We start from the raw sequence: 24,031 nt of genomic DNA on the forward strand, positions 1-24,031 counted from the left end.
GGCCGGGGCCGGGCCGCGCGGGGCCGCGGGGGGGGGCGGGGGGGGGGGGGGGGGGGGGGGGGGGGGGGGGCCCGCCCGGGGCGGGGGGCCCCCCCGGGGGGGGGGGCCCCCCACTGTGCCGCGTACGGGGAGGCCGCGTACGGGGAGACGGACGAGTCAGCCCGCTTCCTTGGTCTCTCCGGAGGCGGCCTGCGCCTGCGCCTGCTCGATCGACTTGCGGACCTCGTCCATGTCCAGGTTGCGGGCCTGGCCGATGACGTCCTCCAGCGCCGCCTCGGGGAGCGCGCCCGGCTGGGCGAACACCGCGACGTTGTCCCGGACGATCATCAGGGTCGGGATCGACTGGATCTCGAAGGCCGCCGCCAGCTCCTGCTGCGCCTCGGTGTCGACCTTGGCGAAGACGAGGTCCTCGTGACGGTCGGAAGCGCTCTCGAACACCGGGGCGAACTGACGGCACGGACCGCACCACGAGGCCCAGAAGTCGATCAGAACGAAGTCGTTGTCGGTGACGACCGAGTCGAAGTTTTCCTTCGTGAGTTCGACAGTGGCCATGGTGTGCTCCTCTTCCGTCATTCAGCGCGTCGCCGTCCCCGCTCAACGACGGACGGCGAGGCGCTATTCCGCAGGACCGCCTTCCCCTGTGGTCGCTGCCCACACCACCCATCAGACTGAGCTTCATGACGACTGACGCGGGAAACGAAGAAGACCGCACGACGCGGGCGTACGACGTGGTGGTGCTGGGCGCGGGACCGGTGGGCGAGAACGTGGCCGACCGGGCCCGCGCGGGCGGCCTGAGCGTGGCCGTCGTGGAGGCCGAGCTGATCGGCGGCGAGTGCTCGTACTGGGCGTGCATGCCCAGCAAGGCGCTGCTGCGCCCGGTGACCGCCCGGGCCGACGCCCGTCGCGTGCCGGGGCTGAGGCAGGCGGTGCGGGGCCCCCTCGACGCCCCGGCCGTGCTCGCCCACCGCGACGACTACACCTCGCACTGGAAGGACGACGGGCAGGTCGGCTGGCTGGAGTCGATCGGCGCGGACATCCACCGGGGCCACGGCAGGCTCGCCGGGGAGAAGCGCGTCGTGGTCGAAGGCCCCGACGGCGCCCTGACCACGCTCACCGCCCGCCACGCCGTCGCCGTGTGCACCGGCACCCGGGCCGTCGTGCCCGACCTGCCCGGCGTCGCCGACGCCCGGCCGTGGACCAGCAGGGAGGCCACCAGCGCACAGTCCGTGCCGGGGCGGCTGGTGGTCGTCGGCGGGGGAGTGGTCGGCGTCGAGATGGCCACCGCCTGGCAGGCCCTGGGCTCCGAGGTCACCGTCCTCGTCCGGGGCGAGGAGGGCCTGCTGCCCAGGATGGAACCCTTCGCGGGCGAGCTCGTCCGGGAGGCCCTCGAAGCGGCCGGGGCCACGGTCCGTACCGGAGCCTCGGTGTCGGCCGTCCACCGCGACGCCGCGGGCGTCACCGTCACCCTCGACGGCGGCGACGCGCTCCGGGCCGACGAGATCCTCTTCGCGGTGGGCCGCGCGCCGCGCACCGACGACATCGGACTGGACACCGTCGGCCTGGAGCCCGGCTCCTGGCTCGACGTCGACGACAGCTGCCGGGTCACCGGCTCGGACTGGCTGTACGCCGTCGGCGACGCCAACCACCGGGCGCTCCTCACCCACCAGGGCAAGTACCAGGCCCGCGTCGCCGGAGACGCCATCGCCGCCCGGGCGCGGGGCCGCGCCGTGGACGACGCCGCGTGGGGCGCGCACTCCGCGACCGCCGACCACGCCGCCGTGCCGCAGGTGGTCTTCACCGACCCCGAGGCCGGATCGGTGGGCGCGACCCTCGCGGAGGCCGAGCGGGCCGGGCGGCGGGTGCGCGCCGTCGACTACGACATGGGCGCGGTCGCCGGGGCCGGCCTCTACGCCGACGGGTACACGGGCCGCGCCCGGATGGTCGTGGACCTCGACACCGAGACCCTGGTCGGCGTCACCTTCGTCGGCCCGGGCGTCAGCGAGCTCGTGCACTCCGCGACGGTGGCCGTGGTCGGCGAGGTGCCGATCGACCGGCTGTGGCACGCGGTCCCCTCGTACCCGACGATCAGCGAGGTGTGGCTGCGGCTGCTGGAGACCTACCGGGGGTGAAGCGCGTACCGGGAGCGGGCGCGAGCGGCGGGCGCGCGTGCGAATGAAGCTCCCCTTGGGGGCCACTTAAGAAAACCTCGATGGACGCGGCCGCCGCAGGTCGGCAGATTGGAGCCCGCAGGCGATCACCATGGGCGTTCCGTGGCGTCCTGCCATGGACCGGCGCCGTCCGCGCGCCACCGTCACGCACTACCTCCAGGAGCCACAGCCATGCGAGCACTCGTCAAGCACAAGGCCGAGCCCGGGCTGTGGCTCATGGACGTCCCCGAGCCCGAGACCGGGCCCGGTGACGTGCTCATCAAGGTGCTGCGCACCGGCATCTGCGGCACCGACCTGCACATCCGCAACTGGGACGGCTGGGCGCAGCAGGCCGTCACCACGCCGCGCGTGCTCGGCCACGAGTTCGTCGGCGAGGTCGCGCACGTCGGCGCGGACGTCGCCGACATCGAGCCCGGCGACATCGTCAGCGGCGAGGGCCACCTGGTCTGCGGCAAGTGCCGCAACTGTCTGGCCGGCCGCCGCCACCTGTGCCGCGCCACCGTCGGTCTCGGCGTCGGCGTGGACGGCGCCTTCGCCGAGTACGTCGCGCTGCCCGCCTCGAACGTGTGGGTGCACCGCACGAAGGTGGACCTCGACGTCGCGGCGATCTTCGACCCGTTCGGCAACGCCGTGCACACCGCGCTGTCCTTCCCGCTGGTCGGCGAGGACGTCCTGATCACCGGCGCCGGCCCGATCGGCATCATGGCCGCCGCCGTGGCCAAGCACGCGGGCGCCCGCAGCGTCGTCATCACCGACGTCAGCGAGCCGCGCCTGGAACTGGCCCGCAAGGCCGGCGCGACCCTCGCCGTCAACGTCGCCGAGTCGTCCATCGCCGCGGCGCAGCACACGCTGGGCCTCAAGGAGGGCTTCGACATCGGCCTGGAGATGTCCGGCCGCCCCGAGGCCATGCGCGACATGGTCGCCAACATGACGCACGGCGGCCGCATCGCCATGCTGGGCCTGCCCGCCGAGGAGTTCGCCGTCGACTGGGCGAAGATCGTCACGTCGATGATCACGGTCAAGGGGATCTACGGGCGCGAGATGTACGAGACCTGGTACGCGATGACGGTGCTGATCGAGGGCGGCCTCGATCTGACCCCCGTCATCACCGGCTCGTACGGCTACCAGGACTTCGAGGCGGCCTTCGACGAGGCGGCGACCGCCCGCAGCGGCAAGATCATCCTGAACTGGGAGGCGTGAGCCCCGCCGCTCGAAGCCCGGTCCGCCCCAGGGCGCCCGGGCCCCCGGCCCACCCGCCGGGCGCCCGGGCACCCTCTCCCCGGCTCACCCGCCAGGCGCCCGACCGGCCTCCGCAGGGCTTCGGCCCGCGCCCGTCCGACACCGTGAATCCTTCCGTACCGCGTCCCCCAGGGAGCTCCTCATGTACGCGTCCGTCCGCGACGAACTCCGCGCCACCCTCGACGAGATCCGCGAAGCGGGCCTCTTCAAGCCCGAGCGCGTCATCTCCAGCCCGCAGAGCGCCACCGTCGGCGTCACCGCCGACGGCGGGCGGGCGGACGTCCTGAACTTCTGCGCCAACAACTACCTCGGCCTGGCCGACCACCCCGAGGTCGTCGCCGCCGCCAAGGACGCCCTGGACCGCTGGGGCTACGGCATGGCGTCCGTGCGCTTCATCTGCGGCACCCAGGAGATCCACAAGGAGCTGGAGGCCCGCCTCTCGTCCTTCCTGGGCCAGGAGGACACGATCCTCTACTCCTCCTGCTTCGACGCCAACGGCGGCGTCTTCGAGACCCTCCTCGGCCCCGAGGACGCGGTGATCTCCGACGCCCTCAACCACGCCAGCATCATCGACGGCATCCGCCTCTCCAAGGCCCGCCGCCACCGCTACGCCAACCGCGACCTCGCCGACCTGGAGAAGCAGCTCCAGGACACCCAGGACGCCCGCCGCCGCCTCGTCGTCACCGACGGCGTCTTCTCCATGGACGGCTACGTCGCCCCGCTGAAGGAGATCTGCGACCTCGCCGACCAGTACGACGCCCTGGTCATGGTCGACGACTCGCACGCGGTGGGCTTCGTCGGCGAAGGCGGGCGGGGCACCCCCGAGCTGCACGGCGTGATGGACCGCGTGGACATCGTCACCGGCACCCTCGGCAAGGCACTCGGCGGCGCGTCCGGCGGTTACGTCGCCGCCCGCGCCGAGATCGTCGCCCTGCTGCGCCAGCGCTCGCGCCCCTACCTCTTCTCCAACTCCCTGGCCCCGGTCATCGCCGCCGCCTCCCTCAAGGTCATCGACCTGCTGGAGTCCGCCGGCGAGCTGCGCGAGAAGCTGGCCGCGAACACCCGGCTGTTCCGCACCAAGATGACCGAGGCCGGATTCGACGTCCTCCCCGGCGACCACGCCATCGCCCCCGTCATGATCGGCGACGCCGCCGAGGCGGGCCGCATGGCCGAGCTGCTGCTGGAGCGGGGCGTGTACGTGATCGGGTTCTCGTACCCGGTCGTGCCCATGGACAAGGCGCGCATCCGCGTGCAGCTGTCCGCCGCGCACTCCACCGAGGACGTCGAGAGGGCGATTGCGGCGTTCGTCGACGCACGGGCGACACTGGCTGGGTGATCGACCCCAGACGGCTTCGCATTCTGCGGGCCGTGGCGGACCACCGTACGGTGACCGCCGCGGCCTCCGCGCTGTACCTGACCCCCTCCGCCGTGTCCCAGCAGCTCAACGCGCTGGAGCAGGAGACCGGGCACTCCCTGCTGATCCGCGGCGGCAAGGGCGTGGAGCTCACGGCGGCGGGGGAGATCCTGCTCGCCCACACCCACGCCGTCCTCGCCCAGCTGGAGCGCGCCGAGGCCGAGCTGGCCGACTACGCGGGAGGCGTCGCGGGCGAGGTCGCCGTCGCCTCCTTCGCCACCGGCATCGCCGAGGTCGTCGCCCCCGCCGTCGGCCGGCTGCGCGCCCTGCGCCCCGGCATCACCATGCGGGTCTGGGACGCCGAGGGCGACGAGAGCCTCCCGCTGGTGCTGGGCGGCAAGGCGGACGTGGCGGTCGCCGTGGACTACCGGGGTGCGCCCCGCGAGGACGACCGCAGGCTGGCGCGCGTACCGCTGTACGCCGAGCCCTTCGACGCGGTGCTGCCCGCCGCGCACCCCCTGTGCGCGCACCCGGAGGTGGCGCTCGCCGGGCTCGCCGACAGCGACTGGATCGGGCCCTACCCCGGCAACCCCTGTCACGACATGGTGCTGCTGGCCTGTGAACGCGCCGGGTTCCAGCCGCGCCTGAAGCACTCGTCCGACGACTTCCGCGCCGTCGTCGCGCTCGCCGGCGCCGGCGCCGGGGTCGCCCTGGTGCCGCGTTCCGCCCTGCTGGGGATGGAGCTGAAGGAGGCTGTCGTACGTCCCGTGGCGGGGCCGGCGGCGACCCGCCGGGTGTTCGCTGCCGTACGCCGGGGGGCCGATGAGCACCCCCTGATCCGGCCGGTGCTGGACGCCCTGGTGGCCTCGGCGGCGGGGCTCGCTCCCGGGTGACGTGCGGCTTCGCGGTGGTGCGGCAGGGTCAATTCCCGTGATGGGCACACTCGTTCGGGTGGGGTTCGGGGAATCGGTTGACCGCAAGTCCGGTTGAGGTTTTAGCGTTCGGAGTGTTCCCCCAGCCGCACAGGCCGACGGGACTCGAAGATCGTCGGACTCACGCATGCCGGAGGCACCCCGTGGACATGGAAGTCACCGCCTGGACGTCGATGCACAGCGTCATGACCGCGGAGCAGGACAGACGTCCCTTCTCCCGGGCCGCGCTGCGCCGCATCGCCGTGTTCGCCGCGCCGCACCGCAAGAAGATCGTCCAGTTCCTGGCGCTCAGCGTCGTCACCGCTCTGCTGGCGGTCGCCACCCCGGTGCTCGCCGGACAGGTCGTGGACGCGATCGTCAAGGGCGACGAGACGGGGACCGTCACCCGGCTCGCCCTGCTCATCGCCGTGATCGCCGTCGCCGAGGCCGGGCTCGGGCTCGCGACGCGCTGGCTCTCGGCCACCCTGGGGGAGGGGCTGATCCTCGATCTGCGCACGGCGGTCTTCGACCACGTGCAGCGGATGCCCGTCGCCTTCTTCACCCGGACCCGCACGGGCGCTCTGGTGAGTCGGCTGAACAACGACGTCATCGGCGCGCAGCGGGCCTTCTCCAACACCCTCTCGGGCGTCGTCTCCAACCTGGTGACCCTGCTGCTCACCCTCGCGGTCATGCTCAGCATCTCCTGGCAGGTCACCCTGCTCGCGCTGGTGCTGCTGCCGGTGTTCGTGGTGCCCGCGCGGCGGATGGGCTCCCGGATGGCCAGGCTCCAGCGGGAGGCCGCCGCCCACAACGCCACCATGGGCACGCAGATGACGGAACGCTTCTCCGCTCCCGGCGCGACCCTCATCAAGCTGTTCGGGCGGCCCGCCGACGAGTCCGCCGAGTTCGCCGCCCGGGCCCGCCGGGTGCGGGACATCGGGGTGCGCACCGCGATGGTGCAGTCCACCTTCATCACCGCCCTGACCCTCGTCTCGGCCCTCGCCCTGGCCCTGGTCTACGGGCTCGGTGGGTTCTACGCGCTGCGCGGCAGCCTGGACCCGGGCGCGGTGGTCGCCCTGGCCCTGCTGCTGACCCGGCTGTACGCCCCGCTGACCGCGCTGGCCGGCGCCCGCGTCGAGGTGATGAGCGCGCTGGTCAGCTTCGAGCGGGTCTTCGAGATCCTCGACCTGAAGCCCCTGATCGCCGAGAAGCCGGACGCGCGGAAGGTCCCCGAGGGGCCGGTGTCGGTGGAGTTCGACCGCGTCACCTTCGGCTACCCGTCCGCCGACAAGGTCTCCCTCGCCTCCCTCGAAGACGTCGCCGTCCTCGACAACCGGGGCGGCACCGACGTGCTGCACGAGGTCTCCTTCCGCGCCGAACCCGGCCAGATGATCGCCCTCGTCGGCTCCTCCGGAGCGGGCAAGTCCACCATCGCGCAACTGCTGCCCCGGCTGTACGACGCGGACGAGGGCACCGTGCGCATCGGCGGCGTCGACGTCCGCGACCTCAGCGCCGACTCGCTGCGGGGCACGCTCGGCATGGTCACCCAGGACGGCCACCTCTTCCACGAGTCCGTCCGCGCCAACCTGCTCCTGGCCCGCCCCGAGGCCACCGAGGAGGACATCTGGGACGCCCTGCGCCGCTCGCGCCTCGACGGGCTGGTGGCCTCCCTGCCGGACGGCCTGGACACCGTGGTGGGGGAGCGCGGCTACCGGCTCTCCGGCGGCGAGCGCCAGCGCCTCACCATCGCCCGCCTGCTCCTGGCCCAGCAGCGCGTCGTCATCCTCGACGAGGCCACCGCGCACCTCGACTCCACGTCCGAGGCGGCCGTGCAGGAAGCCCTCGCCGAGGCCCTGGACGGACGCACCGCGGTGGTCATCGCGCACCGGCTCTCCACCGTGCGGGCCGCCGATCTGATCCTCGTCGTCGAGGACGGCCGGATCGTCGAACGCGGCACCCACACCGAACTGCTCGCCGCCGGCGGCCGCTACGAACAGCTCCACCGCACCCAGTTCGAACGCCCGAAGGCCGAGCAGGAGGCGCACCCCGTCCGCTGAACGGCAGGGCGGGAGAGCGCGCAGGGGCGGGACCGGCACCGTGCCGGTCCCGCCCCCTTCCCGTCCCCCGGCGGCGCTACTCGCCGATGTCCTCGTTCCACAGCTCCGGCTTCGCCGCGATGAACTCCCGCATCATCCGCACGCACCCCGGGTCGTTCAGCTCGATGATCTCCACGCCGTGCTCGGCCAGCCAGTCGTGCCCGCCGTGGAAGGTCTCCGACTCGCCGACGACCACCCGTGAGATGCCGAACTGACGCACCAGCCCCGAGCAGTACCAGCACGGCGACAGGGTCGTCACCATCGTGGTGCCCCGGTACGAGCGCTGCCGCCCGGCGTCGCGGAAGGCGGAGGTCTCCGCGTGCATCGAGGGGTCGCCGTCCTGGACGCGCAGGTTGTGACCGCGCCCCAGCAGCGTGCCGTCCGCGCCGTACAGCGCCGCGCCGATCGGGATGCCGCCCTCGGCGAGACCGGCCTCGGCCTCCGCGACGGCGGTCGCCAGCCACTGACGGGCCTGGTGGTGATCCATGGGTTCTTCTCCTGGCGTTCGGTACGAGTGCGGACGGTACGAGTGTCGGACGTCACGGCGGCGCGGCGCCGCGTACGGCACCGCTCCGAGCACGGGGCCCGGCGGACACGGGCCGGGCCGCCGCACCGCGGTCCGGAAGGCGGCACTCCCCGCCGCGAGGACGCCCGGGTACGCGCTGACCTGCCGCGCAGGGCGGGACCGCCGGACAGGGGGAGGCGACCCGGGGTCCGGCGCAGCGGGTTAGCCTGAACCCACGATGAACCGTTTGACGACGCCCTGGGGCGTGTCCGCACTTGCCCGCTTCCCCGAGGACCCCCGTGACACGCTGCGCGCGTGGGACGCCGCCGACGAATACCTCCTGAGGCACCTGGCGGGTTCCGGCGACGTACCGCCGACGGACCTCTCCGGCGACGTCGTGGTCCTGGGCGACCGCTGGGGCGCCCTCGTCACCGCCCTGGCCGCGCACCGGCCCGTGCAGATCACCGACTCCTACCTCGGCCACCGGGCCACCCGTGCCAACCTCGCCCGCAACGGCGTCGACCCCGGCACGCTGGGCCTGCTGTCGACCCGCGACACCCCGCCCGCGCGCGTCGACGTCCTGCTCGTGCGGGTGCCCAAGAGCCTGGCGCTCCTGGAGGACCAGCTGCACCGGCTGGCCCCCGGCGTCCACGAGGGCACCGTCGTCATCGGCACCGGCATGGTCAAGGAGATCCACACCTCCACACTGCGCCTCTTCGAGCGGATCATCGGCCCGACCCGCACCTCCCTCGCGGAGAAGAAGGCCCGCCTGATCTTCTGCACCCCCGGCGCCGCGCCCGAGCGCACCACGGGCCCCTGGCCGCTGACGTACACCCTGGACGGCGACGCGGGAGCGGGCTCCGGGATCACCGTCACCAACCACGCGGGCATCTTCTGCGCGGAGCGCCTCGACATCGGCACCCGGTTCTTCCTCCAGCACCTGCCCGGGGGCGCCGGCCCGGCCCGCGTCCTCGACCTCGGCTGCGGCAACGGCGTCGTCGGCACCGCCGCCGCGCTGGCCCGCCCCGGCGCCGAGGTCCTGTTCGTGGACGAGTCGTACCAGGCGGTGGCCTCGGCCGAGGCGACGTACCGGGCGAACGTGCCGGCGGGCGGCAGGGCCGAGTTCACCGTCGGCGACGGAACGGCCGGCCTCCCCGCCGCGTCGGTCGACCTGGTCCTCAACAACCCGCCGTTCCACTCCCACCAGGCGACCACCGACGCCACGGCCCGGCGCATGTTCGCCGGGGCGCGCGAGGTGCTGCGCCCCGGCGGGGAACTGTGGGTGGTCGGCAACCGGCACCTCGGCTACCACCTGCGGCTGCGCCGCCTCTTCGGCAACTGCGACGTGGTCGCGAGCGACCCGAAGTTCGTGGTGCTGCGCTCGGTCAAGAAGTGATGTCCCGCAAGGAGTGATGCGGAGCGGTGCTGCGCGCCGTCACGGAACGACCGCGCGCAGCACCTCACTCAGGCCCTCTCCAGCGCGTCGAAGTCGCCGGACAGGGCGGCCGCCGTCCGCAGGTACGGCGCGGCCTCCTCGTGGCGGCCCTGGCGCTCCAGGGTGCGCCCCAGCATGAGCTGCGCGTACTGCTCCACCGGGCAGCCGTCCAGCACCGCGCGCAGCTCCGCCTCGGCCCTGGCGAGCTGGGCGGAGTGGTAGTACGCCCGGGCCAGCAGCAGCCGCGGCGAGGTCAGCTCCGGCGCCTCGTCGACCAGCGGCCGCAGCACGCGCGCCGCCTTGTCGTACTCCTTGGCGTCGAAGAAGAGCTGCGCGCGGTCCCAGCGCTCGGCCTCGGTGCCCCGCTGGTAGTACGCGTCGTTGAGGTTCACCTGCACGTTCACGTGCGCCCTTCTTCCGTCGGGCGACTCCGGCCCGATGCGGCCGGATCGCCTGGGGTGCAGCCGGACGGCTGTTCACCCCCTCCAACACACCCAAGTGGTTGAACATTCCACCATGCTGCGGCGGCACCCGTACGGTCCACGCGGACGGGCGACCGCCGGGCCCCCGGGCTGCAATGGACCCATGACGGCGCCCCCGGACGACTGCCTCGCCCGCAACGACTGGATCTGCGGCGCCTACCTCTCCAGCCGCCGCCACATCCTCGCCGACGCGGTGCTCCAGCACCTCCAGCTGACCGCCGTGTCCGTGCTGCTCGGCCTCCTGGTCGCGCTTCCCCTGGCGATCGCCGCCCGCCGCTGGCGATGGGCGTCCGCACCGGTCCTCGGGGTGACGACGGTGCTCTACACCATCCCCTCGCTGGCGATGTTCTCGCTGCTGCTGCCCGTGTACGGGCTCTCCGCGTCCCTGGTGGTCGCCGGGCTCGTCCTGTACTCGCTGACCCTCCTCGTCCGGAACCTGCTCGCCGGTCTGCGCTCCGTGCCCGAGGAGACCCGGCAGGCCGCGCGCGGCATGGGCTACGGGCCGGTCCGTCTCCTGCTCGCCGTCGAGCTGCCCCTGGCGCTCCCCGCCGCCATGGCGGGCCTGCGCATCGCCACCGTCTCCGCGGTCTCCCTCGTCACCGTCGGCGCGATCGTCGGCCACGGCGGACTCGGCAACCTCATCTACTCCGGGATGAACACCTACTTCAAGGCGCAGGTCCTCATCGCCTCCGTCCTCTGCGTGCTCATCGCCGTCGCCGCCGACCTGCTCCTGCTGGGCGCACAGCGCCTGCTCACCCCCTGGACGCGCGCATGAACACCCTCACCGCCGCCTGGACCTGGCTCACCAGCGCCGCGCACTGGAACGGCGACGGAGGCATCTGGAGCCGGCTCGGCGAGCACCTCTTCCTCACCGTCGTGTGCCTGCTGCTCAGCTGCCTGATCGCCCTGCCGGTCGCCCTGGTGCTGGGCCACCTCGGCAGGGGCGGGACGCTCGCCGTCAACATCTCCAACGTCGGCCGGGCCGTCCCCACCTTCGCCGTGCTGGTCCTCCTGCTGCTCACCCCGCTGGGCGCCGCGGGGGAGTGGCCGACGATCATCGCCCTGGTGCTGTTCGCGGTGCCGCCGCTGCTCACCAACGCCTACGTCGGGATGCGGGGCGTCGACCGCGACACCGTGCGGGCCGCGCGGGGGATGGGCATGACGGGCCGCCAACTGATGTTCCACGTGGAACTTCCGCTCGCCCTGCCCCTGATCCTCACGGGTGTGCGGATCGCCGCCGTGCAGCTCGTGGCGACGGCCACCCTCGCCGCGCTCGCCGGCGGCGGCGGACTGGGGCGCATCATCACCGCCGGCTTCAACCTCGCCAGCACACCGCAAGTGCTGGCCGGGGCGGTGCTGGTGGCCGTCTTCGCCCTGCTGGTCGAAGGGCTCTTCGAAGGGGCGCAGCGCCTGGCGCCCCCCTGGGCGCGGGGGAGGGCCGGATGACGGGGCGACGACGGCACGGGGCCGCTCTGCTGCTCCTCGCGACCACGGCCACCGCCTGCGCGACCGGGCCCTCGCTGGAGAACCGGGGCGAGATCACCGCGGCCCCCGGCGACAGCCGGGACATCGTCGTCGGCTCGGCCGGGTTCACCGAGAGCGACCTGCTGGCCCAGATGTACGCCCTGCTCCTGGAACGGGCCGGATACCGCACCTCCCTCCTGTCCGTCACCAACCGGGAGCTGTACGAGCCCGCCCTGGAGAGCGGCCAGATCGACGTCGTCCCGGAGTACGCGGCCACCTTCGCCGACTGGCTCAACGCCAAGGAGAACGGCGCCGACGCCGCCCCCGTCGGCTCGCCCGACCCGGCGGCCACCCTGCGGGCCCTGCGCGCGCTCGCGGAGCCGCGCGGACTGACCGTGCTCGACCCGGGCCGGGCCGTCGACCAGAACGCCTTCGCGGTCTCCGCGTCGTACGCGAGGGAACACCGCCTCACGACGCTCTCCGACCTCGGCAGGTCTGGGCTCCCGGTGCGGCTGGCGGCGGGCGACGAGTGCGTGCAGCGCCCGTACTGCGAGCCCGGGCTGCGCAAGACGTACGGCATCGACATCACCGCCGTGGACCCCAAGGGCGTCGGCACCACCCCCGCCAAGCAGGCCGTGCAGAGCGGGCAGGACCAGATGGTGCTGACCACGACCACCGACGCCACCCTGGACGCGTTCGGCCTGGTCCTGCTGGAGGACGACAAGCACCTCCAGAACGCGGATCACATCGTGCCCGTGGTGAACAGGGCCCAAGCGGGCTCCGCGGGCGTCACCAAGGCGCTCGGCAAGCTCAACACCGTACTGACCACCGCCGACCTGGCCTCCCTCAACCGGCAGGTCGACAGTTGGCGGCGGCTGCCGCAGGACGTGGCGCGGGCCTACCTGGAGTCCAAGCGGCTGATCTGAAGCAGCCGTTCGGCGTCGTCCAGGGCCAGCCGGGCGGCCAGGATCCGGTCGCGCACCCCGAAGGCGTCCAGCGGGTCCGGTTCCTGGCCGGGATCGCCGGTGTGCCGCCGGTGGGCGGGGCCGGGAATCGCGGGCGGCAGGTCGGACTTCGTGCCGAGGTCCACCTCGCGGGCCTGCTCCAGGGAGTTGATCACCACCCCGATCAGCAAGTTCACCAGCAGGAAGGAGCTGAGGAGCACGTACGAGCCGTAATAGACCAGCGACCAGGGGGAGATGAGCAGCCCGGCGTGCACGGCGTCGCCCAGGCCGTCCAGCGACATCAGGATGAACAGCGTGACGACCGCCCGGCCGAGCGAGCCGTAGTGCTCGGGGTCGGAGGCGGCGAAGAACAGCCAGCCCACCATCGCGTACACGTACAGCAGCAGCGTGCCCACCAGCACGAAACTCAGGGTGCCCGGCAGGCACTTGCCCAGGGCCGTGACGATCACCCGCAGCTGCGGCAGGAAACGCGCCGTGCGCAGCACCCGGAAGAGCCGCAGCAGCCGCAGCAGCGTGGTGTTGTCGCTGGTGACGGGCAGGAACGCGAACAGCACCACGGCGGCGTCGAAGACGTTCCACGGATTGCGGAGGAAGTCGCCGGGACGGTCGGCGTGCGCGGCGAGCCGCAGCACCACCTCCACCGTGAACACCGTGAGGAAACAATTCTCCAGCAGGGTCAGCGCGGCGTGGTGGCGCTGCGCGAGACCCGCGTACGTCTCCACGCCCAGCAGTACGGCGTTGGCGAGGATGACGGCCATCACGACCACCGAGAACCAGGGTGCTTCGACGAGCCGGCCGGCCCTGCGCGCCAGTGCCCGCCGCGGGCCCGGGCGCGGGGCGGGGGAGACGCGGGTACCGCGGTGCTTGTGGTTCATGAGGTCGCATTCCGCCCGGCATGGTGTGGTGGAGGACAGGGCCGTCCGCACCCCTATCCGTGAACACCACCCCTCACACCGGACCCGGAGGTTGTCACCGCACCGACGGACGGCGCGCACACCTGCGCGAACGAGCCCCCGGCGCGCCGTTGTGCCCCTGGGCCCCGGCGTGCGGTTACGCGTCCGCGACCGAGTCGAACGCCACCTCGTGCGGTGCGACGCCCAGCGCGTCCGCCTCCACCGAGCGACGCAGCGCCTCGTGCAGCTTGCCCGGAGTCAGCACGCCCACCAGGCGCGCCCCGTCCAGGACCGCCACCCAGCCCGCGTCCCACTGGAGCATCTCGCTGAACGCGTGCTTCAGCGGGGCCCCCATCGGCACCCACGCGTTCATCCGCCGGGCCAGGTTCCCCACCACCAGGTCGTCGGAGCCCACCCGGGCCAGGTCGTCGGTCGACACCCAGCCGTGCAGCTCGCCGCGCTCGTTGAGCACCACCGCCCAGCGCGCGCCCTCCGCGCGCAGCCGGGCGGCGGCCGGCCCCACCGGCTCGTCGAGCCGGGCGCGCGGCGGCTCCTCCAGGTCCTCCTGCTGGACGGAGGTCACCGACAGCCGCTTGAGGCCGCGGTCGGCGCCCACGAACTGCGCCACATAGGGGGTCGCCGGTGCGCCGAGCACCGACGCCGGAGTGTCGAACTGTTCGATGTGCCCCTGCCCGTACACCGCGATCCGGTCGCCCATCCGGACCGCCTCCTCGATGTCGTGCGTCACCAGCAGCACGGTCTTGCGCACGGTCGCCTGGAGGCCGAGGAACTCGTCCTGGAGGCGCTCGCGCACCACCGGGTCGACCGCGCCGAAGGGCTCGTCCATGAGCAGCACGGGCGGGTCCGCGGCCAGCGCCCGGGCGACGCCCACGCGCTGGCGCTGGCCGCCGGAGAGCTGCTCGGGATAACGGGGGCCGTACACGGACGGATCGAGGCCGACGAGGTCGAGCAGCTCCGCGGCCCGGGCCCGCGCCCGGTCCTTCTTCCAGCCGGTCAGGAACGGCACGGTGGCGGTGTTGTCGAGGACCGTGCGGTGCGGGAAGAGGCCGACCTGCTGGATGACGTAGCCGATCCGGCGGCGCAGCTCCACCGGGTCGACGCCCGCGATGTCCTCGCCGTTCACCAGGATGCGGCCCGCGGTCGGTTCGATGAGCCGGTTGACCATCATCATGGTGGTGGTCTTGCCGCAGCCGGACGGACCGACCAGGGTGACCAGTTCGCCCTCGGCCACCTCGAAGTCCAGTCCGTTGACGGCGCTGGTGCCGTCCGGGTACACCTTGCTGACCTGCTCGAACCGGATCATGTACGCACGCTAGGCGCGCGCGGGCCGCCCCGCGCGCGGGCCGGGACCGACCGGGTGGGCGCTCCGGGGCCCCGGGCGCCCCGGGCGACCCGGGGTGCTTCGGGGCGGGTCCGGACGCTCCGCGGCGGTGTGCTGAACTGACCGCAGACCACCGCCACAGGACTGAGCAGGAGCAAGAGTGACCCGTTATCGCCAGCCCGGAACCGTCCAGACCGACCACCGCTTCACCGTTCCCCTCGACCACGCCGACCCCTCCGGCGAGCAGATCGAGCTGTACGCGCGCGAAGTCGTGGCCGCCGGACGCGAGGACAGCGACCTGCCCTGGCTGGTCTACCTGGAGGGCGGCCCCGGATTCGGCGCCCGCCGCTTCGTCGGGCAGCAGGCCTGGCTGGGCCGCGCGCTGCGCGAGTTCCGGGTGCTCCTGCTCGACCAGCGCGGCACCGGCCTCTCCAGCCCGGTCAACCGGCAGACCCTGCCGCTGCGCGGCGGCCCCCGCGAGCAGGCGGACCACCTGGCGCACTTCCGGGCCGACTCGATCGTCCGGGACTGCGAGACCGTCCGGCCCCGGCTGACCGGCGGCGCCCCCTGGACGGTCCTCGGCCAGAGCTTCGGCGGCTTCTGCGCCACCCACTACCTCTCCGCGGCCCCCGAGGGCCTGGCCACCGTCCTGATCACCGGCGGCCTCCCCTCGCTCCACGCGCACGCCGACGACGTGTACCGGGCGGCCTATCCGCGCATCGAGCGCAAGGTCGCCGCCCACTACGCGCGCTATCCGCAGGACGTCCAACGGGCCCGCGACATCGCCGCCCACCTGGCCGCCCACCCGACCGTCACCCCGAGCGGCTACACGCTGACCCCCGAGGCGTTCCAGTCACTGGGCCTCGGCCTGGGCGTCGGCGACGGAAGTCACCAACTGCACCACCTGCTGGAGGGCGCCTTCGTGCCGACCCCCGGGGGCCCCGCCCTCTCGGACGCCTTCCTGGAGAACGTACAGGCCGCCCTCTCCTTCGCCGGGCACCCCCTGTACGCCCTGCTGCACGAGTCGATCTACGGGCAGGGCCAGGAGCCCACCGCCTGGGCCGCCGAACGGGTGCGCGCGGAGTTCCCCCGCTTCGACGCCGCCGCGGCGCTCGCCGGGGACGGGCCGCTGCCGCTGACCGGCGAGACCATCCACCCCTGGCACTTCGAGGCGGACCCGGCGCTGCGCCCCCTGCGCGAGACCGCCGAACTCCTCGCCGCCCGCACCGACTGGGCGCCGCTGTACGACCCGGCGCGGCTCGCCGCCAACGAGGTGCCGGTCGCCGCCGCCGTCTACCACGACGACATGTACGTGGACACCGCGCACTCCCTGGAGACCGCCCGCGCGATCCGGGGCCTGCGCACCTGGGTGACCGACGAGTTCGAGCACGACGGGGTACGGGCGGGGGGACCGCGGGTGCTGGACCGGCTGCTGGCGCTGGCGCGCGACGAGACCTGAGCCGGACGCCCGCCCCGGGTGCGTCAGGGACCCGAACTGGTTCCCGCGCGCCCGGGGTTGATGCCGGTGCCCCGACTTATCCTGCGCGTATGACTACAGCAATGCCGTTCGATCAGCTCCAGCCCATGCCGGAGGACTGGCAGCGGGCCCTCGCCGTCGTGGCGCACCCCGACGACCTGGAGTACGGGTGCGCGGCGGCCGTCGCCGGATGGACCGACGCCGGACGCGAGGTCACCTACGTCCTCGCCAGCCGCGGCGAGGCCGGCATCGACACCCTGGAACCCGCCAAGTGCGGCCCGCTGCGCGAGCAGGAGCAGCGGGCGAGCGCCGCCGTCGTCGGCGTCGCCGAGGTCGAGTTCCTCGACCACCGTGACGGGGTGATCGAGTACGGGCCCGCGCTGCGCCGCGACATCGCCGCCGCCATCCGCAGGCACCGGCCCGAACTGGTCATCACCCTCAACCACCGGGACACCTGGGGCACCAGCGTCTGGAACACCCCCGACCACCTCGCCGTCGGCCGCGCGACGCTGGACGCCGCCGGGGACGCCGGCAACCGGTGGATCTTCCCCGAGCTCGCCGAGCAGGGCCTCGCGCCCTGGGACGGGGTGCGCTGGGTCGCCGTCTCCGGCACCACGTCGCCCACGCACGCCGTGGACGCCCGGCCGGGCCTGGAGCGCTCGGTGCTCTCCCTGCTCGAACACCGGGCGTACATCGAGGCGTTGACCGACGAGGACCCCGAGCAGTACTGCCGCGGCTTCCTCACCGCGAACGTGGAGGCCAACGCCCAGCGCTTCGGCGGAATCCCGGCGGTGGCCTTCGAGGTCTTCCACCGCTGAGCCGGCACCCCCCCGGGACCCTGCCGCGCACCGTTCGGCGGAGGGGGCGCGGCGGGGCCCGTCGCGAGGAGAGTCCGCCCCGCCCCTCCCGCCGTCAACGGTGTCGGTGCGTCCTCCCGCGGCCGACGGCACCGGTGGCGGACGCGCACCGGGCGACGCCCCCGGCCCCGGTGCGAGACCGGTGTGGCACCTCACGGCACCTTGGCACGTTGTGCCATGCGGGCATAAGGTGGCGCTCTCGGTGATCCTCGCCGCCGAGCCCGCACGGGCCCGTACGGCGACCCCTGCCCGGCCCGCGAGACCAGGGAGTCCTCCATGGCCCGTACCTACCTCGTCACCGGCGCCGCCTCCGGCATCGGCCGGGCCGCCGCCGCCCGGCTGCGCGGCCGGGGGCACACCGTGATCGGCGCCGACCTCGAAGGCGCGGACATCACGGCCGACCTCGCCACCGCCGAAGGCCGTACCGCCCTGGTGGCACGTGCCACGGAGCTGTCCGGCGGCCTACTGGACGCGGTCGTGGCCTGCGCGGGCATCGCCGCCTTCGACCCGCTGACCATCAGGGTCAACCACTTCGGCGCCGTCGCCACCCTGGAGGGCCTGCGTCCGCTGCTCGCCGCGTCCGCCGCCCCGCGCGCCGTCGTCGTCTCCTCGGTCGCCTCGATCCACCCCGCCGACGAGGCCCTCGTGGCGGCCGCGCTCTCCGGCGACGAGGACGCCGCGGTCACCACCGCGCAGGCCGCGGTGGACCGCGGCGAGGGCCGCGTGATCTACGGCTCCTCCAAGCAGTCCGTCGCCCGCTGGGTGCGCCGCACCGCCGCCACCGAGGACTGGGCGGCCGCCGGCATCGCCCTCAACGCCGTCGCGCCCGGCACCGTCGTCACGCCGATGACCCGGCCGATGATCGACGATCCGCAGACGCGCGCCGTCGTCGACGGCGCCGTCCCCATGCCGCTGAACGGCCACGCCGCCCCCGAGCAGGTCGCGCCCCTCCTGGAGTGGCTGACCTCCGCGGAGAACACCCACGTCACCGGCCAGGTCGTCTTCGTCGACGGCGGCGCCGACGCCGTCCTGCGCGGCGACCGCACCTGGTGACGAGCGACACCCCACAGGAAGAGGGAGCACCGCGCATGACCACGCACACACTGCGCCGCACGGCCGTCGTGCCCGCCACGCCCGCCGAGGTCTGGGAGCTCATCGGCGGCTTCGGCGGCCTCGGCGCCTGGCACCCCCACGTCCCGCCGTCCACCGTCGAGGAGGACGCCGACCCCGAGACGCCCGGAGCGGTACGGGTGTTCACGATCGACGGCAGGGTCGTCGCCCGCGAACGCCTGCTCGGCAAGGAGGCGGCCGCGTACACCTACACGGTGATCGACCCGATGCTGCCGGTCACCGACTACGTCGCCACCCTCGCGGTGCGTCCGCACGCGGACGGCGCCGAGATCGACTGGAGCGCCGAGTACGCCGGGGCCGACGAGGTTGTCCCGCAGGTCGAGGCGGTCTTCGGCGACGGCACGTACGGCACGGGCCTGGCCGCCCTCCGGGAGAGGTTCGCCGCCGGCTGACCCCTGTCGGCCGTTCCGTGCCCGCGCGGCGGCCCCGGTGCCGGACCGGGGCCGCCGCGCGTCGTCGTATCCCGGGCGAGCGCGCGGCGGAGGAAACGGGGGGACTGCGCCTCTTCGTACGGGCGAACCCTTCCCGGCTGTCCAAGCGACCGCTTAGTATGCGCGTGCACGGTAGCGGCGACGACAGCGCGTGGAGGCCCCCTGATGCAGGCATGGCGAGTGCACGAGAACGGCGAGCCGGGGACGGCGATGCGCCTGGAGGAGGTGGACCGGCCGGTTCCGGGCGACGGGCAGGTACTGCTCCGGGTGCGCGCCGCGAACATCAACTTCCCCGACGCGCTGCTCTGCCGGGGCGAGTACCAGGTCCGTCCGCCGCTGCCGTTCACCCCCGGCGTCGAGATCTGCGGCGAGACCGAGGACGGGCGGCGCGTCATCGCCAACCCGGCGCTGCCGTACGGCGGTTTCGCCGAGTACGCCGTCGCGGACGCGGCAGCGCTGCTGGCGGCGCCCGACGTGCTGGACGACGCCGAGGCGGCCGCCCTGCACATCGGGTACCAGACCGGCTGGTTCGGCCTGCACCGGCGCGCGCGCCTGCGGGCGGGGGAGACCTTGCTGGTGCACGCGGCGGCCGGCGGGGTCGGCAGCGCCGCCGTCCAGCTCGGCAAGGCCGCGGGTGCGCGGGTGATCGGGGTCGTCGGCGGGCCCGAGAAGGCCGCGGTGGCGCGGGAGTTGGGCTGCGACCTGGTCGTCGACCGGCACGGCGGCGACGTCGTCGGCGCGGTGAAGGAGGCCACCGGCGGGCGCGGCGCGGACGTCGTCTACGACCCGGTCGGCGGCGAGGCGTTCACCCGGTCCGCCAAGTGCGTCGCCTTCGAGGGCCGGATCGTCGTCGTCGGCTTCGCCAGCGGCACGATCCCCGCGCCCGCCCTCAACCACGCGCTGGTGAAGAACTACAGCATTCTGGGCCTGCACTGGGGGCTCTACAACGCCAAGGACCCGGCGGCCGTCGCCGCCTGCCACGCCGAGCTGACCCGGCTCGCCGCCGAGGGCGCCGTCAGGCCGCTGATCAGCGAGCGCGTGCCGCTCAAGGACGCCGCCGACGCGGTCCAGCGCGTCGCCGACGGGCGCAGCACCGGCCGCGTGGCCGTCGTACCGGAAGGAGCGTCCCGATGACGGAACCCGTGTCCGGGCCGGTGACCGGCCCGGCATCGCGGCCGGTGACCGGCGCCGCGCCCGAAGCGGTGGCCGACGCCGCCCGACTCCGCGCGCGTACCAGGGAACTGCTCGCCGCCCACCCGCCCGCCACCACCGGTCGCACCGACTTCCTCAAGGCCCGCTTCGACGCCGGGCTCGCCTGGGTGCACTACCCCGTCGGCCTCGGCGGGCTCGGTGCGCCGCGCGGCCTCCAGGCCGTCGTGGACGCCGAGTTGGCCGCCGCCGGAGCCCCCGACAACGACCCGCGCCGTATCGGCATCGGCCTGGGCATGGCCGCGCCCACGATCCTCGCCCACGGCACCGAGGAGCAGAAGCAGCGCCTGCTGCGGCCGTTGTGGGTCGGTGAGGAGGTGTGGTGCCAGCTCTTCAGCGAGCCCGGGGCCGGCTCCGACCTCGCCGCGCTCGGCACCCGCGCCGTGCGCGAGGGCGACACCTGGATCGTCAACGGGCAGAAGGTGTGGACCTCCAGCGCCCACCTCGCCCGGTGGGCGATCCTCGTCGCCCGCACCGACCCCGAGCAGCCGAAGCACCGCGGCATGACGTACTTCGTGTGCGACATGACCGACCCCGGCGTCGAGGTGCGGCCGCTGCGCCAGATCACCGGAGAGGCCGAGTTCAACGAGGTCTTCCTCAGCGACGTCCGCATCCCCGACTCCCTGCGCGTCGGCGAGGCCGGGGAGGGCTGGACGGTCGCCAGGACCACCCTGATGAACGAGCGCGTCTCCATCGGCGGCGCCCGCCTCCCCCGCGAGGGCGGCATGATCGGCCCCGTCGCGAAGACCTGGCGCGAGCGCCCCGAACTGCGCACCCACGCCCTGCACCAACGGCTCCTGGACCTGTACGTGGAGGCCGAGGTCGCCCGGCTCGCCGGCGAGCGGCTGCGTCAGCAGCTCGCCGCGGGCCGACCGGGGCCCGAGGGCTCCGGCATGAAGCTCGCCTTCGCCCGCCTCAACCAGGAGATCAGCGGCCTGGAGGTCGAACTGCGGGGCGCGGAGGGGCTGTTGTACGACGACTGGACGATGCGCCGCCCCGAACTCGTCGACTTCACCGGCCGCGACGCCGGATACCGCTACCTGCGCTCCAAGGGCAACTCCATCGAGGGCGGCACCTCCGAGGTGCTGCTGAACATCGTCGCCGAGCGCGTCCTCGGGCTGCCCGCCGAACCGCGCACCGACAAGGACGTCGCCTGGAAGGACCTGGCCCGATGAGCCCCACCGCCGAAACGCCCGAGCCGCGCACGCCCGACCTGCTGTACTCCGAGACCGAGGAGGACCTGCGGGCCGCCGTGCGCGGTCTGCTCGCGGACCGGGGCGACCCCGCCCGCGTCGCCGTCCGCGCCGAGGAGGGCGACCCGTACGACCCGGAGCTCTGGAAGGCCCTCGCCGCCGACATGGGCGTCGCCGGGCTGCTCGTGCCGGAGGAACTGGGCGGGCAGGGCGCCTCGCACCGGGAGGCCGCCGTCGTCCTGGAGGAGCTGGGGCGGGCGATGGCTCCCGCGCCGTACCTGACCAGCGCGGTGGTGGCGACGGAGGTGCTGCTGGGGTGCGACGCCGGCAGGCCGGACGTGGCCGGACTGCTCGGCGCACTGGCGTCCGGGCGGCGCACGGCCGCCCTGGTGGCCCCGTTCGCCGCGGGGCCCGACGACGTCACCTTGCGGCCCGGACCCGACGGGGTCCTCGCGGGCGTCGCGGACGCGGCCACCGCCGACGTGCTGCTGGTTCCGACCGCCGCCGGGCTGTACGCCGTGGAGCGGACCGGGGAGGGCGTGTCCGTCACGCCGCAGATCCCCCTGGACCTGACCCGCCCGCTCGCCGAGGTCGCCCTCGCCGGTGCGGCGGGCACCCTGCTCGCGGACGGCGGCACCGCCCGGGCGGCCGTCCGCGGGGGGCTGCTCGCCGGCGCCGGACTCCTCGCCTCCGAACAGCTCGGCCTCGCGGAGTGGTGCCTGGCGGAGACCGTCCGCCACACCAAGGAGCGCCACCAGTTCAACCGTCCCATCGGCTCCTTCCAGGCCCTCAAGCACCGCATGGCGCAGCTCTGGCTGGAGGTCGTGTCCGCCCGCGCCGCCGCCCGCAACGCCGCCGACGCCCTCGCCGCCGGCAGCGCGGAGGCGCCGCTCGCGGCGGCCCTCGCGCAGGCCTACTGCGGCAGGGTCGCCGTGCACGCGGCCGAGGAGTGCGTCCAGCTCCATGGCGGAACCGGAATGACCTGGGAGCATCCGGCGCATCTCTACCTGAAGCGGGCCAAGGCCGACTCCCTCGCCCTCGGCAGCTCCGGGGCCCACCGGGAGGCGGTGGGGCGGCTCGTCGGGCTTCCGGTCCCGGACTGACCCGCTGAGCTGCGGACTCGCCCCCTCGCGTGCCGTCCCGCCCCGCGAGGGGGTGGGACAGCACGGCACCCTTACGTACTGTTTAATTGCACGCTGTTTGCAAGAACAGTTGATCACCAAAAGGGGTGTGGGGCGCCATGACGGCCCGAAGGATACGGACGGCGGCCGCCGTAACGCTGGCCGCGACCCTGGCCACCACCGCGGCGGCCTGCTCCAAGCCGGGCGGCACCGCCGGCGCCGGAACCGGCGCCAAGGACTCCGCGGTCGTCGGCATCGCGTACGAGCCGGAGTCCCTGAGCCCGCTCCTGGGCTACGGCAAGGACGGCAACTCCAAGATCTTCGACGGGCTGCTCGCCTTCGACGCCGGAATGAAGCTGAAGCCCGCGCTCGCCGCCGAACTGCCCGAGGTCAGCGCCGACGGCCTCACGTACACGTACACACTGCGGCAGGGCGTGAAGTTCAGCGACGGCAAGCCCTTCGGCGCCAAGGACGTCGTCTTCACGTACGAGACCATCCTCGACAAGAAGACCAACAACGCCGCCAAGACCGAGCTGGACGCCGTCGAGAGCGTCAAGGCCCGGGGCGACGACACGGTCGTCTTCACCCTGAAGTACCCGTACGCGCCGTTCGCCGAGCGCACCGTCCTGCCGATCGCCCCCGAGCACATCGCGGGCAAGCAGGACGTGAACACGGGCGAGTTCACCACCAAGCCCGTCGGCACCGGCCCGTACGTCCTCACCGGCTGGTCCAAGGGCGAGAAGCTCAGCTTCAAGGCGAACCCCGGCTACTGGGGCGGCGCGCCCGCCGTGAAGAAGTTCACGATGGCGATCATCAAGGACGACGACGTCCGCATGACCCGGCTGCGCTCCGGCGACCTGGACGGCGCGATCCTGCCGCCCAACCTCGCCAAGGCCTTCCAGGGCGACAAGAGCAGGAAGACGTACGCGGCGAAGTCCTTCGACTACCGCACCGTCACCCTGCCCACCCACAACGAGGTCGCCGGCGACACCGCCGTGCGCCGGGCACTCGACGTCGCCGTCGACCGCGAGGTCATGGTCGACAAGATCCTCGGCGGCGCCGGAAAGCCCGCCTACGGGCCCGTGCCGACCGACAGCCCCTGGTTCGCCAAGGGCACCGAGCGCGTCCACGACCTGGCGAAGGCCAAGAAGATCCTCGACGACGCCGGGTGGAAGCCAGGCGCCGACGGGGTCCGCGTCAAGGACGGCGTGCGCGCCACCTTCCCGCTCTGGTACCTCTCCGGCGACAAGCTCCGCCAGGACCACGCCCTCGCCTATGCCTCCGACGCCAAGAAGGCCGGCATCGACATCAGGACCCAGGCGGGCACCTGGGAGGTCATCGAGCCGCGGATGAAGCAGGACGCCGTCCTCGCGGGCGGCGGCTCGCCCGGCGACCCCGACTTCGACCAGTACACCCTGCTCAAGTCCTCCCTCGCGGGCGACGGCTTCAACAACATGGCCTGGTACGACAACAAGGCCGTCGACACCGCCCTGGAAGCGGGCCGGCGCACCAACAAGGAAGCCGACCGCAAGGCCGCCTACACCACCGTCCAGCAGGAGCTGGTGAAGAACCCGGGCTACACCTTCCTCACCCACATCGACCACCTCTACGTCGTCAACGACAACTGGGACACCCTCACCACCCAGATCGAGCCGCACGACCACGGCCTGGCGTCCGGCCCCTGGTGGAACGTCGAGGACTGGAAGCCGAAGAAGTGACCACGGCCGCAGCGGTACGCCGCCGGTTCCCCTGGGGACC

Annotated in this window: 22 protein-coding genes; 17 read left to right on the forward strand and 5 right to left on the reverse strand. The window is 73.5% G+C overall.

What is annotated here, in order from left to right; all coding sequences use genetic code 11:
* Nucleotides 1-156 precede the first annotated feature (156 nt).
* Nucleotides 157-552 carry a thioredoxin gene (gene trxA / locus ACIP93_RS23605; protein ID WP_345225886.1) on the reverse strand — a complete coding sequence of 132 codons (396 nt, stop codon included), beginning with the start codon at nucleotides 550-552 and terminating at the stop codon, nucleotides 157-159.
* Between the two features lie 125 nt (nucleotides 553-677).
* Between trxA and ACIP93_RS23610 the strand changes: the two genes are divergently transcribed.
* From ACIP93_RS23610 to ACIP93_RS23630, 5 genes are all read left to right on the forward strand, one after another.
* Nucleotides 678-2,129 carry a dihydrolipoyl dehydrogenase family protein gene (locus ACIP93_RS23610; protein ID WP_401761476.1) on the forward strand — a complete coding sequence of 484 codons (1,452 nt, stop codon included), beginning with the start codon at nucleotides 678-680 and terminating at the stop codon, nucleotides 2,127-2,129.
* Nucleotides 2,130-2,339: 210 nt separating this feature from the next.
* Nucleotides 2,340-3,368, forward strand: a complete 1,029-nt coding sequence (tdh, locus tag ACIP93_RS23615) for an L-threonine 3-dehydrogenase (RefSeq protein WP_345225890.1) — start codon at nucleotides 2,340-2,342, stop codon at nucleotides 3,366-3,368.
* A gap of 181 nt (nucleotides 3,369-3,549) precedes the next feature.
* Nucleotides 3,550-4,743, forward strand: coding sequence for a glycine C-acetyltransferase (locus ACIP93_RS23620; protein ID WP_401761477.1), 1,194 nt, complete (start codon nucleotides 3,550-3,552; stop codon nucleotides 4,741-4,743).
* The gene (locus tag ACIP93_RS23625; protein ID WP_345225896.1) at nucleotides 4,740-5,654 is read left to right on the forward strand and encodes a LysR family transcriptional regulator; all 915 of its coding nucleotides are present in this window, start codon (nucleotides 4,740-4,742) and stop codon (nucleotides 5,652-5,654) included. Before ACIP93_RS23620 ends, ACIP93_RS23625 begins: the two co-directional genes overlap by 4 nt.
* Before the next feature lie 182 nt (nucleotides 5,655-5,836).
* Nucleotides 5,837-7,729 carry an ABC transporter ATP-binding protein gene (locus ACIP93_RS23630; protein ID WP_345225899.1) on the forward strand — a complete coding sequence of 631 codons (1,893 nt, stop codon included), beginning with the start codon at nucleotides 5,837-5,839 and terminating at the stop codon, nucleotides 7,727-7,729.
* 76 nt (nucleotides 7,730-7,805) lie between these two features.
* On the opposite strand, the gene ACIP93_RS23635 is transcribed toward ACIP93_RS23630, so the two are convergent.
* Complete coding sequence (locus ACIP93_RS23635; protein WP_401761479.1) at nucleotides 7,806-8,255, reverse strand: nucleoside deaminase; 450 nt, start codon at nucleotides 8,253-8,255, stop codon at nucleotides 7,806-7,808.
* Between the two features lie 256 nt (nucleotides 8,256-8,511).
* Between ACIP93_RS23635 and ACIP93_RS23640 the strand changes: the two genes are divergently transcribed.
* A complete protein-coding gene (locus tag ACIP93_RS23640) occupies nucleotides 8,512-9,669 on the forward strand; it encodes a methyltransferase (RefSeq protein WP_401761481.1) in 1,158 nt (385 codons plus the stop codon).
* Nucleotides 9,670-9,737: 68 nt separating this feature from the next.
* Here the strand turns inward: ACIP93_RS23640 and ACIP93_RS23645 are convergent, their stop codons facing one another.
* Nucleotides 9,738-10,112: a tetratricopeptide repeat protein gene (locus tag ACIP93_RS23645; RefSeq protein ID WP_345225906.1), complete on the reverse strand. Its 375-nt coding sequence runs from the start codon at nucleotides 10,110-10,112 to the stop codon at nucleotides 9,738-9,740.
* Nucleotides 10,113-10,293: 181 nt separating this feature from the next.
* Here ACIP93_RS23645 and ACIP93_RS23650 point away from each other — a divergent pair, with 181 nt between their 5' ends.
* From ACIP93_RS23650 to ACIP93_RS23660, 3 genes are read left to right on the forward strand one after another with little or no spacing between them, the layout of a single operon-like run.
* Nucleotides 10,294-10,965, forward strand: a complete 672-nt coding sequence (locus tag ACIP93_RS23650; RefSeq protein ID WP_401761483.1) for an ABC transporter permease — start codon at nucleotides 10,294-10,296, stop codon at nucleotides 10,963-10,965.
* Entirely contained in the window at nucleotides 10,962-11,636 is a 675-nt protein-coding gene (locus ACIP93_RS23655) for an ABC transporter permease (RefSeq protein WP_345225913.1), read from the forward strand. The genes ACIP93_RS23650 and ACIP93_RS23655 overlap by 4 nt, the downstream gene beginning before the upstream one ends.
* Nucleotides 11,633-12,580 (forward strand): ABC transporter substrate-binding protein, encoded by a 948-nt coding sequence (locus tag ACIP93_RS23660; RefSeq protein WP_401761485.1) that lies wholly within the window; start codon nucleotides 11,633-11,635, stop codon nucleotides 12,578-12,580. The genes ACIP93_RS23655 and ACIP93_RS23660 overlap by 4 nt, the downstream gene beginning before the upstream one ends.
* Here the strand turns inward: ACIP93_RS23660 and ACIP93_RS23665 are convergent.
* Both ACIP93_RS23665 and ACIP93_RS23670 read right to left on the reverse strand, forming a co-directional pair.
* Nucleotides 12,553-13,494 carry an ion transporter gene (locus ACIP93_RS23665; protein ID WP_401761487.1) on the reverse strand — a complete coding sequence of 314 codons (942 nt, stop codon included), beginning with the start codon at nucleotides 13,492-13,494 and terminating at the stop codon, nucleotides 12,553-12,555. The genes ACIP93_RS23660 and ACIP93_RS23665 overlap by 28 nt on opposite strands.
* A gap of 175 nt (nucleotides 13,495-13,669) precedes the next feature.
* Complete coding sequence (locus ACIP93_RS23670; RefSeq protein ID WP_401761488.1) at nucleotides 13,670-14,836, reverse strand: ABC transporter ATP-binding protein; 1,167 nt, start codon at nucleotides 14,834-14,836, stop codon at nucleotides 13,670-13,672.
* Between the two features lie 178 nt (nucleotides 14,837-15,014).
* Here ACIP93_RS23670 and ACIP93_RS23675 point away from each other — a divergent pair, with 178 nt between their 5' ends.
* The 8 genes from ACIP93_RS23675 (at nucleotide 15,015) to ACIP93_RS23710 (ending at nucleotide 23,991) form a co-directional block, all read left to right on the forward strand.
* The gene (locus ACIP93_RS23675; protein WP_401761489.1) at nucleotides 15,015-16,313 is read left to right on the forward strand and encodes an alpha/beta fold hydrolase; all 1,299 of its coding nucleotides are present in this window, start codon (nucleotides 15,015-15,017) and stop codon (nucleotides 16,311-16,313) included.
* Nucleotides 16,314-16,402: 89 nt separating this feature from the next.
* Nucleotides 16,403-17,149, forward strand: coding sequence for a PIG-L deacetylase family protein (locus ACIP93_RS23680; RefSeq protein WP_345225924.1), 747 nt, complete (start codon nucleotides 16,403-16,405; stop codon nucleotides 17,147-17,149).
* Nucleotides 17,150-17,464: 315 nt separating this feature from the next.
* Nucleotides 17,465-18,241 carry an SDR family oxidoreductase gene (locus tag ACIP93_RS23685; protein WP_401761491.1) on the forward strand — a complete coding sequence of 259 codons (777 nt, stop codon included), beginning with the start codon at nucleotides 17,465-17,467 and terminating at the stop codon, nucleotides 18,239-18,241.
* 35 nt (nucleotides 18,242-18,276) lie between these two features.
* A complete protein-coding gene (locus ACIP93_RS23690; RefSeq protein WP_345225928.1) occupies nucleotides 18,277-18,711 on the forward strand; it encodes an SRPBCC family protein in 435 nt (144 codons plus the stop codon).
* A gap of 204 nt (nucleotides 18,712-18,915) precedes the next feature.
* Nucleotides 18,916-19,884: an NADPH:quinone oxidoreductase family protein gene (locus tag ACIP93_RS23695; protein ID WP_345225930.1), complete on the forward strand. Its 969-nt coding sequence runs from the start codon at nucleotides 18,916-18,918 to the stop codon at nucleotides 19,882-19,884.
* Nucleotides 19,885-19,952: 68 nt separating this feature from the next.
* Nucleotides 19,953-21,134 (forward strand): acyl-CoA dehydrogenase family protein, encoded by a 1,182-nt coding sequence (locus ACIP93_RS23700; RefSeq protein ID WP_401761736.1) that lies wholly within the window; start codon nucleotides 19,953-19,955, stop codon nucleotides 21,132-21,134.
* On the forward strand, nucleotides 21,131-22,255 hold the full coding sequence (locus ACIP93_RS23705; protein WP_401761493.1) for an acyl-CoA dehydrogenase family protein: 1,125 nt from the start codon (nucleotides 21,131-21,133) through the stop codon (nucleotides 22,253-22,255). Before ACIP93_RS23700 ends, ACIP93_RS23705 begins: the two co-directional genes overlap by 4 nt.
* Nucleotides 22,256-22,392: 137 nt before the next feature.
* Complete coding sequence (locus ACIP93_RS23710; protein ID WP_401761495.1) at nucleotides 22,393-23,991, forward strand: ABC transporter substrate-binding protein; 1,599 nt, start codon at nucleotides 22,393-22,395, stop codon at nucleotides 23,989-23,991.
* The last annotated feature ends 40 nt before the right edge of the window (nucleotides 23,992-24,031 follow it).

The organism is Streptomyces sp. NPDC088745, from assembly GCF_044751045.1.
In the GTDB taxonomy this organism is placed as follows: domain Bacteria; phylum Actinomycetota; class Actinomycetes; order Streptomycetales; family Streptomycetaceae; genus Streptomyces; species Streptomyces cremeus.

Coding starts and splice junctions, on each gene's coding strand:
- ACIP93_RS23620 (WP_401761477.1), top strand. CDS start 3,550: ATGTACGCGTCCGTCCGCGACGAACTCCGCGCCACCCTCGACGAGATC.
- ACIP93_RS23690 (WP_345225928.1), top strand. CDS start 18,277: ATGACCACGCACACACTGCGCCGCACGGCCGTCGTGCCCGCCACGCCC.
- tdh (WP_345225890.1), top strand. CDS start 2,340: ATGCGAGCACTCGTCAAGCACAAGGCCGAGCCCGGGCTGTGGCTCATG.
- trxA (WP_345225886.1), bottom strand. CDS start 552: ATGGCCACTGTCGAACTCACGAAGGAAAACTTCGACTCGGTCGTCACC.
- ACIP93_RS23610 (WP_401761476.1), top strand. CDS start 678: ATGACGACTGACGCGGGAAACGAAGAAGACCGCACGACGCGGGCGTAC.
- ACIP93_RS23705 (WP_401761493.1), top strand. CDS start 21,131: ATGAGCCCCACCGCCGAAACGCCCGAGCCGCGCACGCCCGACCTGCTG.
- ACIP93_RS23660 (WP_401761485.1), top strand. CDS start 11,633: ATGACGGGGCGACGACGGCACGGGGCCGCTCTGCTGCTCCTCGCGACC.
- ACIP93_RS23650 (WP_401761483.1), top strand. CDS start 10,294: ATGACGGCGCCCCCGGACGACTGCCTCGCCCGCAACGACTGGATCTGC.
- ACIP93_RS23685 (WP_401761491.1), top strand. CDS start 17,465: ATGGCCCGTACCTACCTCGTCACCGGCGCCGCCTCCGGCATCGGCCGG.
- ACIP93_RS23670 (WP_401761488.1), bottom strand. CDS start 14,836: ATGATCCGGTTCGAGCAGGTCAGCAAGGTGTACCCGGACGGCACCAGC.
- ACIP93_RS23640 (WP_401761481.1), top strand. CDS start 8,512: ATGAACCGTTTGACGACGCCCTGGGGCGTGTCCGCACTTGCCCGCTTC.
- ACIP93_RS23655 (WP_345225913.1), top strand. CDS start 10,962: ATGAACACCCTCACCGCCGCCTGGACCTGGCTCACCAGCGCCGCGCAC.
- ACIP93_RS23680 (WP_345225924.1), top strand. CDS start 16,403: ATGACTACAGCAATGCCGTTCGATCAGCTCCAGCCCATGCCGGAGGAC.
- ACIP93_RS23710 (WP_401761495.1), top strand. CDS start 22,393: ATGACGGCCCGAAGGATACGGACGGCGGCCGCCGTAACGCTGGCCGCG.
- ACIP93_RS23665 (WP_401761487.1), bottom strand. CDS start 13,494: ATGAACCACAAGCACCGCGGTACCCGCGTCTCCCCCGCCCCGCGCCCG.
- ACIP93_RS23635 (WP_401761479.1), bottom strand. CDS start 8,255: ATGGATCACCACCAGGCCCGTCAGTGGCTGGCGACCGCCGTCGCGGAG.
- ACIP93_RS23695 (WP_345225930.1), top strand. CDS start 18,916: ATGCAGGCATGGCGAGTGCACGAGAACGGCGAGCCGGGGACGGCGATG.